The sequence below is a fragment of the Streptomyces sp. Ru73 genome (assembly GCF_002920575.1).
Lineage (GTDB): Bacteria > Actinomycetota > Actinomycetes > Streptomycetales > Streptomycetaceae > Streptomyces.
Map to the genome: position 1 here is coordinate 107,082 of NZ_PQSQ01000001.1, position 11,569 is coordinate 118,650.

11 protein-coding genes and 1 riboswitch are annotated in these 11,569 nt (G+C 71.9%); of the genes, 7 read left to right on the forward strand and 4 right to left on the reverse strand.

The genetic code is table 11. The features are described 5' to 3' along the window. Positions 1-61: 61 nt before the first annotated feature. The gene (locus C3486_RS00495; RefSeq protein WP_181138390.1) at positions 62-934 is read right to left on the reverse strand and encodes a polysaccharide deacetylase family protein; all 873 of its coding nucleotides are present in this window, start codon (positions 932-934) and stop codon (positions 62-64) included. A 240-nt stretch (positions 935-1,174) separates the two neighbouring features. Here C3486_RS00495 and C3486_RS00500 point away from each other — a divergent pair, with 240 nt between their 5' ends. Next, positions 1,175-2,854 (forward strand): putative glycoside hydrolase, encoded by a 1,680-nt coding sequence (locus C3486_RS00500; protein WP_103830477.1) that lies wholly within the window; start codon positions 1,175-1,177, stop codon positions 2,852-2,854. Between the two features lie 51 nt (positions 2,855-2,905). Here the strand turns inward: C3486_RS00500 and C3486_RS00505 are convergent, their stop codons facing one another. Then, complete coding sequence (locus tag C3486_RS00505) at positions 2,906-3,085, reverse strand: hypothetical protein (protein WP_258052506.1); 180 nt, start codon at positions 3,083-3,085, stop codon at positions 2,906-2,908. 157 nt (positions 3,086-3,242) lie between these two features. Next, positions 3,243-3,403: riboswitch (cobalamin riboswitch) on the forward strand. A 115-nt stretch (positions 3,404-3,518) separates the two neighbouring features. On the opposite strand from C3486_RS00505, the gene C3486_RS00510 reads away from it, so the two are divergent. From C3486_RS00510 to C3486_RS00520, 3 genes are read left to right on the forward strand one after another with little or no spacing between them, the layout of a single operon-like run. After that, a complete protein-coding gene (locus C3486_RS00510; RefSeq protein ID WP_103830574.1) occupies positions 3,519-4,601 on the forward strand; it encodes an iron ABC transporter permease in 1,083 nt (360 codons plus the stop codon). Further along, a complete protein-coding gene (locus tag C3486_RS00515; protein ID WP_103830479.1) occupies positions 4,601-5,374 on the forward strand; it encodes an ABC transporter ATP-binding protein in 774 nt (257 codons plus the stop codon). Before C3486_RS00510 ends, C3486_RS00515 begins: the two co-directional genes overlap by 1 nt. 17 nt (positions 5,375-5,391) lie before the next feature. Further along, positions 5,392-6,393 carry an ABC transporter substrate-binding protein gene (locus C3486_RS00520; protein WP_103830480.1) on the forward strand — a complete coding sequence of 334 codons (1,002 nt, stop codon included), beginning with the start codon at positions 5,392-5,394 and terminating at the stop codon, positions 6,391-6,393. 102 nt (positions 6,394-6,495) lie between these two features. Here C3486_RS00520 and C3486_RS00525 read toward each other — a convergent pair whose 3' ends face one another. Beyond that, positions 6,496-7,938: an MFS transporter gene (locus C3486_RS00525; RefSeq protein ID WP_103830481.1), complete on the reverse strand. Its 1,443-nt coding sequence runs from the start codon at positions 7,936-7,938 to the stop codon at positions 6,496-6,498. Beyond that, complete coding sequence (locus tag C3486_RS00530; RefSeq protein WP_103830482.1) at positions 7,935-8,921, reverse strand: nucleoside hydrolase; 987 nt, start codon at positions 8,919-8,921, stop codon at positions 7,935-7,937. Before C3486_RS00530 ends, C3486_RS00525 begins: the two co-directional genes overlap by 4 nt. Before the next feature lie 243 nt (positions 8,922-9,164). Here C3486_RS00530 and C3486_RS00535 point away from each other — a divergent pair, with 243 nt between their 5' ends. The 3 genes from C3486_RS00535 (at position 9,165) to C3486_RS00545 (ending at position 11,351) form a co-directional block, all read left to right on the forward strand. Further along, positions 9,165-10,166: a LacI family DNA-binding transcriptional regulator gene (locus tag C3486_RS00535; protein ID WP_103830483.1), complete on the forward strand. Its 1,002-nt coding sequence runs from the start codon at positions 9,165-9,167 to the stop codon at positions 10,164-10,166. A 100-nt stretch (positions 10,167-10,266) separates the two neighbouring features. After that, entirely contained in the window at positions 10,267-10,653 is a 387-nt protein-coding gene (locus tag C3486_RS00540; RefSeq protein ID WP_146074929.1) for a DUF6907 domain-containing protein, read from the forward strand. A gap of 479 nt (positions 10,654-11,132) precedes the next feature. Further along, positions 11,133-11,351 carry a type A2 lantipeptide gene (locus C3486_RS00545; protein WP_103830485.1) on the forward strand — a complete coding sequence of 73 codons (219 nt, stop codon included), beginning with the start codon at positions 11,133-11,135 and terminating at the stop codon, positions 11,349-11,351. The last annotated feature ends 218 nt before the right edge of the window (positions 11,352-11,569 follow it).

Below are 11,569 nucleotides of genomic sequence, written 5' to 3' on the forward strand. Positions count from 1 at the left end.
AACTGGGGCGCGCACGAGGTCGTGCGCGCCCCAGCGTGCTGCTGTCCGCCCGTACAGCGGCTCAGTACGGCCGGGTCCGGTCCCGGAACTCCTTCGCCGGCCGGGCCGGCCCCGACTTCGGATAGGAGATCCGGTCCGGATCGCCGTCCGACGTGTAGCGCTTCACCGCGCCGTCCCGCAGCTCGTCCAGCCAGTGCGCGGAGCCGAATTGGGCGTCCTGGCCGTGCGCGCCCGCCGACCGGATGCGCGGTATGCCGACCGGGTCGAAGGAGGTGGCGTACGGCGAGGGCGCAGGCCCCGCTCCCACGAGATAGGCGCCGTCGTACGCGTACCGCACCCCGTCCGCACCGCCCTTGAGGTCCAGCTCCGGCGGGTTCGGCTGGACGCCGAACGGCAGGGCCAGCGAGGTCACCTTCGCACCCGGCGTGCTCCTGGTGACGACCCGCTGGCCGGCGGCTATCTGGTGCTGCGCCTGTCCCGCGGAGATGTCGCGCAGGTTGGCGTGGTCCAGGGTGTGGTTGCCGACCTCGAAGCCGTGCGCGTGCAGCCAGCGCAGCGCCTTCTTCGTGCCGGTGGCGGGGAACGGGTCGCCGTTCACGAAGAGCGTGGCCGTCGGCCGGAACGCCGGGTGGCGCTTCGCCACGTCGAGCAGGATGCCGACCGCGCTGTCCGGCGCGGGACGGCCGTCCTTCCCCAGCGCGAACTGGCTGTCGGTGGAGTCGTCGAAGGTGAGGACGACGGGGTGCCGGCCGGCCGGTATGTCGATCTTCCCCGTGCTGTACGCGGCCGCGGTCACCGGCACGTAGTCCTCTTCGGCCAGCCGCTCCAGCTCGGCGCGGAAGTCCGACGGCTTGCGGTCGTACACGCTGCGCGGGTCCTTGACGATCTGGTGGTACATCAGGACGGGTACGGCACCCAGCTCATCGGCGTGCACCGAGGCGGGGGACTTGGGACGCGACGGGTGTTCCGGCCGGGCCGAGGGGGAATCCTGCCGACCACCGGCGCTTTTCGGAGCCGAGGGTTCCGGCGGTGGCGCACCACCACGGGACCCGGCGCAGGAGACGGCCGAAGCGGCCAGCGTCAGCAGGGTCAGTACGGCGAGGCCGTGCCGGCGGAGGGGGACGGGAGAACGGCGACGGAGATGCACCAGACCTCCTGGAAGGGGCGTGTGCCTATGCGGCTCAACTGGCAGAAGCTTTTCCGCAACACCCCGGACGACACACCTGAGTCCGGCTCTTCTACTTCCGCGTCCGCCGCTGACTCCTCCCGTGGCCGATCCCCCCGCAGACCGCTCGTCATCCTCCTGGCCGGTGTGCTGGCCGTCGCCCTCGTCGCCGGCGGCGTGCTGCTCGTACGCCAGCACAGCGGTGCCGCCTTCCGGCTGGCCGGCGCCTCGGCGGGCGGCGTGGTGAACGCCGCCGCACGCGACAAGGGCGGGCTGGAGGTGACGTCCGCTGACGGCACGGGACTGCACGGCGCCGAGGTCACCGTGGACGGCAAGCGGGTGCCGGTCCGCACGACGGGCCGTCACCTGACGGTGGGTCTGGACGGCCTGCGCGACGGCACGCACGAGCTGAAGGTGGCCACCGAGGGCTCCATGCTCGGCGGCTCCGAACTCACCCGCTCACTGACCCTCGACACCACGCCGCCGAAGCTCACGGTGGCCGACACCGAGGGCCGCAGCCTGCGCGGCCCCGTCACCATCAAGGGCCGCGCGCAGGACGCCGCCGAGGTGACCGTCGCGGGCCGCACGGCTCACCTGGCGAAGGACGGTTCGTTCGCCGTGACCCTCCCGCGTCCCCCGGGGAAGGCCACCGCCGTCGCCACCGACGAGGCCGGGAACACCACCCGGGAGAGCGCCGTGGTCACCGTCCGGCGCCCGGAAATGCGGGCCGTGCACGTCAGCGGCCAGGCCTGGGCCTCCGACCAGCTGCGGAAGCCCGTACTGAAGCTGCTGAGGGAGCACAAGCTCAACGCCGTCCAGCTCGACATCAAGGACGAGCTGGGGGAGATCGGCTACGACTCGAAGGTGCCGCTCGCCAAGAAGATCGGCTCGGCCAAGGGCTACTACGACGCCAAGAAGGCCATCAAGGAGATCCACGCGGCGGGCGGCGCGGTCGTCGGCCGCATCGTCGCCTTCCGCGACCCGATCCTGGCCTCGGCCTCCTGGAAGGACGGCCACCGCGACCGGGTCGTGCGCACCCCCGACGGCGGCCCGTACGGCGGCAACTCCAAGTACGGCGCGCTGTCCTTCACCAACTTCGCCAACAAGGACGTGCGCCAGTACCACCTCGACCTCGCCGCCGAGGCCGCGAAGCTCGGCTTCGACGACATCCTCTACGACTACATCCGCCGCCCCGACGGCAAGATCAGCACCATGTCCTTCCCCGGCCTCGGCAAGACCTCCCCCGAGGACTCGATAGTGGACCTGGTCGCGCAGACCCGTACGGTCGCCCGCGAACACGGCGCGTTCCTCGGCGTCTCGGTCTTCGGCGTCGCGGTCACCCGCCCCAAGGAGATCGCCCAGGACATCGGCAAGCTCGCCAAGGAGACCGACTACATCGCGCCGATGGTCTACCCCTCGCACTGGGCCGCCGGTGAGTACGGCGTCTCCGACCCCAACTCCCACCCGTACCCCATCACCAAGAAGTCCCTCGCCGACTTCGTGAAGAAGACCCGGCACACCGACGCGCAGATCATCCCCTGGCTCCAGGACTTCTCCCTCGGCGTCTCCTACGGCGACGCCGAAGTGGCGGCCCAGATCCGCGCCGCGGCCGACGACGGCATCCACTCCTTCCTGCTGTGGAACCCCGCCGTGCGCTACCACGGCGGGGCGCTGAAGCCGATGAAGTGACCCGCCGCCCGGCCCGGGCCCCCGCACCGTCGTGCGGGGGCCCGGGCCGCGCTATGCCAGCACCGCCGACAGCCCGAGGACGATGAGCACCAGGACCGCGAAGACGAGCAGTGGCCTCGCCCGCTGCAGCAGCGCCGCGGTCCGGTGCGGCATCGCGCGCACGCGCCGCCCCGGGCCGGTGCGGGTGAGACGCCTCTTCCAGTACACGAGCCGGTAGTAGTGCTTGAGCACGACGGTCCCCCTTTGGCGCACAACAATGCCCGCTCGCACACGCGTGCGGCCTTCGCGCCGTAAGACTACGGAGGAGGACCACGCGTTCCCGCCCGCCCGACGGTGCACCGAATTCGCACGTCGGCGACGGGAGACAGGCGGGTGACCTGCCCGGCTTGTCCGCTGTTAGGCTGCTCGTGTGTCCCGTGGGGGAAGTCCGGTGAGACTCCGGCGCTGACCCGCAACGGTGTGCGCGAGCACGCGGCACGGCCCCGGAGCAGGGGCCCGTGCGGGGTGGTCGCGCGAGTCCGATGACCCGCGGGGTGGCACATCTCCCGACTGCTCGCCGCGGACTGCGAGAGGGACGACGCAACGGAGCCCGCCCGGCGCCGGGTGCGCGCAGCCCTCGTGCGCACGGAAGCGGCCCGAGGCGAAGGACCCGCCCGTGCCCGCCATGACCACCGCCCCGGCACCCGCCGCGGCCGGACCGCCCGCGCTCACCCGCCTCCCGGTCCCCGTCACCGCCGCCACGCTCGCGCTCCTGCTGCTCGGCTCCCTCGTGTGCGGCGTCGGCCTCGGCTCGGCCGGGGTGTCCTGGGGCGAGACGCTGCACCACCTGTGGGCCGGGCTGACCGGCGGAACGATCAGCGCCGACGAGACCGCCGTCTACACGATCGTCTGGGAGATACGGCTGCCCCGTGCCGTCCTCGCCGCCGTCGTGGGCGCGGGCCTCGCCTCGGTCGGCGTCGCCGTGCAGGCCATGGTCCGCAACGCCCTCGCCGACCCCTTCGTCCTCGGCGTCTCCTCCGGCGCAGCGGTCGGCGCCAACGCCGTCCTGCTGCTCGGCGCGTTCGCCGCGCTGGGCGTGTGGGCGCTGTCGGTGTCCGCGTTCGTCTCGGCCCTCGCGGCGATGGTGCTCGTCTACGTGACGGCGCGTACCGCGTACGGACTGACGCCGCTGCGGCTGGTGCTGTCCGGTACCGCGCTGTCGTACGGGTTCTCCGCGCTCACCACGCTGATGGTCTTCCGCGCCGAACGCGGCGAGGCGGCCAGGTCCGCGATGATGTGGCTGCTCGGCAGCCTGGGCGGGGCGACCTGGGGCTCGGTCCCGCTCGCCGCCGCCACCGTGCTGGCCGGGACGCTGTACCTCGGCGCCCGGGCCGGCCGGCTCAACGCGCTCGCGATGGGCGACGAGACCGCCGCGGCCCTCGGCGTGCGCCCGGGCCGGCTGCGCACCGAGCTGTTCGTGGTGACCGCCGCCGTCACCGCAACCGTCGTCGCGGTGTCCGGCGCGATCGGCTTCGTCGGACTGATGGTGCCGCACGTCGTACGGATGCTGGCCGGCGCCGACCACCGGCGGGTGCTGCTGCTCGCACCGCTCGCCGGGGCCGTCCTGCTGGTCTGGGCGGACATCGTCTCGCGGCTGCTGCTGGCGCCCGCCGAACTCCCGGTCGGCGTGGTGACCGCCGTGCTCGGCGTGCCGTGCTTCCTGCTGCTGATGCGGCGCGGCGGCTACGCGTTCGGGGGCGGCCGCTGATGCGCGTCGACATCGAAGGGCTGACGGTCGAGCTCGCGGGCAGCCGGATCGTCGAGGACGTCACGCTGCGCGCCGACGGCGGTCAGGTCGTCGGGATCGTCGGGCCCAACGGCAGCGGCAAGTCCACTCTGCTGCGGTGCGTCTACCGGGCGCTGCGGCCCACCGCCGGCACCGTCCGGCTGGACGGCGCCGACCTGCACGCCATGGACGCGCGGGCCGGTGCCCGCCGGCTCGCCGCGCTGCCCCAGGAGTCCGCCGCCGAATTCGACTTCACCGCGGCCGAGGTGGTGGCGATGGGCCGGCTGCCGCACCACCGCGGCACCCCCTTCGCCGGCCGCACCGCCGCCGACGCCGCGCTGTGCGCCGACGCGCTGGACCGGGTCGGCGCCGGCCACCTCGCCGGGCGCGGCTTCCGCTCGCTCTCCGGCGGCGAGAAACAACGCGTCCTGATCGCCCGCGCGTTCGCCCAGCAGCCGCAGGTCCTCGTGCTCGACGAGCCGACCAACCACCTGGACATCGCCCACCAGTTGGAGGTGCTGTCCCTGGTGCGCGCCAGCGGCCTCACGGTGCTCACCGCGCTGCACGACCTGAACCTCGCCGCGCGCCACTGCGACGTGCTGTACGTGCTCGACGGCGGCCGGGTGGTGGCCGCGGGGCCGCCGCACGACGTCCTCGGCGCCGAGCTGCTGGCCGAGGTGTTCGGCGTCCGCGCGCATCGCGTCACGCACCCGGAGACCGGCGCCCTCCAGCTGCTCTTCGACCTCACCGACTGACCCCACACGGAGATCCCATGCGCGCTCTGCGCCCGGCGGCCTGCGCGGCCGCCGCCCTCGCCCTCACCGCCTCGCTCACCGGCTGCGGCGCCCGCGTCGCCGGCGACGGGGACGGCAAGACGGCCAGGAACACCGCGGTCACCCTCGAGAACTGCGGCAAGAAGCTCACCTTCGACAAGGCCCCCGAACGCGTCGTCACCAACGATGTCGGCATCACCGAGATCATGTTCGCGCTGGGCCTCGAGGACCGGATGGCCGGGTACGTCATGCCCGACGACAAGGGCGACCTGGACCACGTGCCCTGGAAGGGCGCGTACAAGAAGACGAGGTGGCTGTCGAAGCAGGCGATCACCAAGGAGACCGCCGTCGACGCCCGCGCCGACCTGGTCTTCGCCGGCTGGGGCTACGGCTTCGGCGAGAACGGGATCACCCCGGCGTCCCTGAAGAAGCTCGGCATCGACGCGTACGTCCTCACCGAGTCCTGCCGCAACGGCCAGGGTTCGGCGCGCGGTGTCATGCCGCCGCTGGACGCCCTCTACACCGACCTCACCCGGCTCGGGAAGCTGTTCGGCGTGGAGGACCGGGCACGGAAGCTGATCGCGGACTTCAAGGGCCGGGTCGCCGACGTACGGAAGAAGGCGCCGCAGGGAGATGCCCGGCCGAGCGTGTTCCTGTACGACAGCGGCCAGGACAAGCCGTTCACGGCGGGCCGGTACGCGGCCCCCGACGACATCATCGCCAAGGCGGGCGGCCGCAGCATCACCCACGACCTCGCGGACTCCTGGACGACGGTCGGCTGGGAGACCGTCGTGGAACGCGACCCCGAGGTGATCGTCATCAACGACTACGGCGACACCTCGGCCGAGCAGAAGAAGCAGTTCCTGCTGCACTACAAGCCGCTGGCGAACGTCTCCGCCATCAAGCACCGGCGCATCATCACGCTGGACTACGCGGATCTGGTGGAGAGCCCGCGCAACCCGTCGGCGATCGAGCGCCTGGGTACGTACCTGCGCCCGTAGGGGCGCGGGGCGTGCCGATATGCGGCTCCGCCGCGTGGGCGCGACCAGCCACGACGGCGCGTGACCCGGGCGGCTCCCCGCACCCCTGCGGCGCTACGTCGGCTACCCGTCCGCCTCGGCGGACACCGGCTTGGGGATCAGGAACGACGCCGCGAACGCCGCCGCGATGATGACGACACCCGCGATCATCGCGGCGGTGTAGTCCGACGTCGACGCGGGGTTCGCCGGCACCGCGGCCGTCTTCACGGCGTAAAGAACCGCAAAGCTCAGCCCCGCCCCCAGATTGAACGCCCCCGCGTTCAGCCCCGGCAGGAACCCCGGGTTCTCGCGCGGCGAGAGCACGATGCCCAGGCCGTTGAGGACGATGTTGGCCACGCCCGCGTACGCGATGCCCACCAGGATGGACATCAGCAGGAGCAGCACCCGGGAGTGGCTGCCGCTGGTGACGATCATCAGCACGATGGTCACCACCGTGCCGACGAGCCCGCACCGCAGGATGCGGCCGTACCCGAAGGTCGCCGAGAGGCGGCCCGCGACCGGACCCATCGCCAGCCCCGCAAGGGCATACGGGGTCAGGGTCCACCACGCCGACGCCTCGGCCGACATGCCGAGCCCCGCGTGCGCGTCCTGCGCGAACGCCGGGACCAGCCCGTTCATGACGGCGAAGACGCCGGTCATGGTGAGCACGGTGGTCAGCAGCAGCGCCCAGGTGGCGCGCTGCTTGAGGTGGTGGGTGGCCACCAGCGGATGGCCGCTGCGGCCCTCGGTACGCCAGAACAGCGCGAAGGCGACGGCCGCGACCACGACGAGCACGCCGATGAGCGGCCAGTTCGCCGCGGCCAGCTTGCCCGCCTCGTTGAAGGCGGTCAGCAGCGCGCCGACCGAGACGACGAGGAGGAGCACGCCGGGCCAGTCCATCCGGCTCTTCACGGGCGCGGTGGACTCCCGGGTCAGGGTGGCGACCAGCACCGCGGCGAGCGCCGCGACGACGGCCATGGCCCAGAAGACCGCGCCGAAGCCGTAGTGGTCCGCGAGGTAGCCGCCCGCGAGCGAGTCCACGCCCGCGATGCCGCCGTTGACCGCGGTGATCACGCCGAGCAGGGTGCCGTACTTCTTCGGCTCGGTGACCTCCACCCGCAGCATGATCAGGCACAGCGGTACGGTCGGGCCGCTCACGCCCTGGATGACCCGGCCCACGAACAGCACCGGCACGCTGGTCGCCAGCGCGGCGATGACGCAGCCGATCACCATCAGGGCCATCATCCCGGCCAGCACCTTGCGGCGGCCGATGACGTCTCCCAGCCGCGGCAGGAACAGCGAGAAGAGCGCCGCCGAGGTGAAGAACGCGGTCTGGGTGAGACCGATCTCCGCCGAGGTGGCGTGCAGGCTGTCCTCGATGCTCTTGAGCGCGGGGCTGAGCATGGAGGCGTTGAGCTGGAAGGCGAAGCACGCCGCCAGCAGCGCGGTGACCAGGACACCGACCCGTACCGCCGGCCGCTCCGTCAGGCCGCCCGGGGGCGGCCCGGCCTGGGTGGATGCGTTCATGCCAGCACGTCTCCGGGCTTCTGCGGGTTCTCGCCGATCAGCTCCGGGTCGCCGATCCGCTCCAGCGCGTCCACGACGAGGTCCCAGAAGCGGCCGTGGTCCAGCTTCACCGCGACCTGGGTCTTGCAGTCGGCCGGTGCGGGCGCGCGGAAGTCGGTGACGGTCATGCCCTTGGTGAGGGTGCCGGTCAGCTCGATGTCGACCGGGGCGCGGCGCACGGTCATCACGTCCGGGTCGATGACGTACGCGACCGCGCACGGGTCGTGCACCGGCGGGGACTCGAAGCCCTGGTGGTCGCGGTAGGTGGTGCCGAAGAACTCCAGCAGCTCCTCGACGAACTTGCCGGGCTTGGTGCCGAGTGCGGCGATCCGCTCGACGACCTCGGGAGTGGCGAGCGCCTGGTGGGTGAGGTCGAGGCCGACCATGGTCACCGGCCAGCCCGCGTTGAAGACGATGTGCGCGGCCTCGGGGTCGATGACGATGTTGAACTCGGCGACCGCGCTCCAGTTGCCCTCGTGGTAGCCGCCGCCCATCAGCACGACCTCGCGGACCCGCTCGACGATGCGCGGCTCCTTGCGCGCGGCCAGCGCGATGTTGGTGAGGCCCGCGGTCGGCACGATGGTGATCTCGCCCGGCTCGTGGGACATCACGGTGTCGATGATGAGGTCGACGGCGTGCCGCTCGTCCAGGACGCACGTCGGGTCCGGCAGCACGGGGCCGTCCAGGCCGGTCTCGCCATGGATGTCACCGGCGGTCTCGATGTTCCGTACGAGGGGACGCGGGCAGCCGGCGGCGAAGGGGACGTCGGTGATGCCCGCGATGCGCGCAACGGACAGCGCGTTGCGGGTGACCTTCTCCAGCGTCTGGTTGCCGACGACGGTGGTCACGGCGACCAGCTCGATGTCGGGGTTGCCGTGGGCCAGCAGCATGGCGATCGCGTCGTCGTGCCCCGGGTCGCAGTCGAGGATGATCTTTCTGGCCAACGGTGAGCCCCTTTGCCCTGTTGAACGGTGGTGCGGTGACGGCCGGAGCAAGGATGGGAAATCGTTCTCCGACATGCCGCGAAGAGTTCACCCGCATACCGGGGCGGTTGTCAATGATTCATCCCACAGAGTCCGGCGGCTTCCCGGTGATAACGTTTGCCCGCCGTTTCCGCAGCGTACGCCGTGTTTCCGCACCTTGCGCCCGCGCGGGCGGCCCAGCCGAGCCGAGCGAAGGGCACGACCGTGGCCGAAGTCACCCTCAAGGACGTCGCCCGCGCCTCGGGCTGTTCCGTGGCCACCGTCTCCCGCGTGCTCGCCGGCACCCGGCCCGTCGGCGCCGAGACCGCACGCACCGTCAAGGAGGCGGCCGAGCGTCTGGGCTACCGCCCCAACCATGTCGCCCGCGCGCTGCGCCGCCGCGCCACCGGCACCGTCGGCCTGGTCCTGCCGCAGATCACCAACCCCTTCTTCCCCGCGCTCGTGCGCGAGCTGGAGCACGCGCTGCACGCGGCGGGCCGGGCCGTCCTGCTCGCCGACTGCGACGACGACCCGGTGACCGAGGCGGCCAGGATCGGGGAGTTCCTGGACCGCCAGGTGGACGCGCTGCTGCTGATACCCGTCGACGAACGGCGCAGCCGGGAGGCGGTGGCCGACGCCGCGCTGCGGGTGCCGGTGGTGCTGCTGGACCGCGGCTGCGGACCGGGCGTCGCCGACTCGGTCGCGGTGGACAACGCGGCCGGCATGGCGCTCGTCCTGGACCATCTGGCCGCGGCGGGCCGCCGCCGCCCGTGGTTCGTGGGCGCGGCCGGCACCACCTCGACGGCGGCCGAGCGGCGCGCGGCGTACGAGGCGGGGGCCGCCGCCCTGGACCCGGCGGCCCCCGGCCGGGTCGAGCTGGGCGACTTCTCGGTCGCCTGGGGGCGCGAAGCGGTCGACCGGATCTGGCCGTCCCGCCCCGACGCCATCGTCTGCGCCAATGACCTCATCGCCGTCGGCGCGCTGCAGCGGCTGCGCCAGCTGGGCGCCGACGTGCCGGGCGAGGTCGCGGTCACCGGCTTCGACGACGTGCCCTTCGCGGGGCTGGCCGACCCGGCGCTCACGACGGTCCGTCAGCCGGTCGCCGAACTGGCGGCGGAGGCAGCGCGGTTGCTCGCCGGCCGGTCGGCGGACCGGACGCCGGCGGAGGCGCCCCCGAGTCGCGCCGTCCGCCTCAGCCCGCAGCTGGTCGTCCGCGCCTCCGGCTGATCCGTACCCCGCTTCCTCCCGCGGCGGCGGGGCAACCCGAACGGCCGTCAGTACGACGCGCATGAGGGCGGATTCCGGCATCTCGCCCGATAATGTGCACATGACGGATGACATGCTGGATCCCGTGACATTGGCCGTACGGCCTGTGGTGTGCCCGGTCTGGTGCCACCGTGTCCACACCGCGGCCGAGGCCGGTGGCCGGGAGGGGATCATGCATCTGGCGGAACCGGTCAGCTGGAACATTTCGGCGCAGCCGGAGCGGAGCTTCCCGCAGCTCCTCTTTCACATCATGTGCGAGGACGGCACGTCGGGCCGGACGTCCCCGGTCGTCGAGGTGGGCGTGATCGAGGCGGAGGGGCGGCTGCCGTACTCCTGCGACGCGCGGACCGCCGGCGAGCTGGACCGGATCATCGGCGAGCTGGAGCGGGTGCTGGAGACCCTGCGCGGCTGGCGCGCCGCGCTGCCCGGCGGGGTTTCGGTGTCCTGACACCCCTCGTACGAACGCCCGTACGCACCGCCTCGAACGCCGTCAGCCGTCCGAGGTTGCGTCGCGCAGGCGGGTTTCAAGGAATCTGCACATCGTCCGCGCATCAGCGACACAGCGTGTGCCGCCCGGCGCCGTGCCGTGCGCGGCCGCCCGCGGCATGAAACGGGTATGTCCGAATGGGTCCGGCGTGTGCGCACCGTCTTCTCGTCGCGGGCAATCGATCTTGTGAAGGAGTCGTCACCAAGGCGTGCACGAAGCTGCACGTGATCGTCCGGTGTCGGTGAAATATGCCGAGTGGCCCGGGCAAGCGGGTTGGCCGCGCTGCCAGTTGGCGTGCTTGGATCATTTCGACGCGAGGGTCCGGCGAAAGTCCGGGGTTTCCGCTCGGTTAATCGACCGGTTTGGCGACCCCGTTATGTTCGACCACCGACCCCCGTGTCATTCGAGTATTACCGACAGTAATTGAAGGGATCCCCCTCATGGACTTCACCCCCCAGGTCGAGACCGCTGAGATCGCCGACGCCGAGCTGGACAACATCGCCGGTGGCCTCGGCGTCGTCGGTCCGGTCGCCAACGAGGTCGTCGGCACCGTCGACGGCGTGACCGGCGGCACCGTCGGCAACGTGCTCGGCACCGTGACCGGCACCGTGCAGCAGACCACCGGCGTCAACGTGAACGGCGTCGTCGCCGGCCTCTGAGCCAGGCAGTCGCTGTCGGTTTCACCGCCGCAGGCTTGACTCGACCTATGGGTACATGTCCGTATCCATAGGTTTCCCGTGAGCCCCGGAGCATTTGTTCCGGGGCTCACGGACGCCTTCGGCGGATATGTCTTCTCCCGTCAAGTGCGGGCTTTTCCGCCTGTGTTACGGTCATGCTTCGGCATGCCCGAACGGCGGGCATTTTCATGCCTTATTGG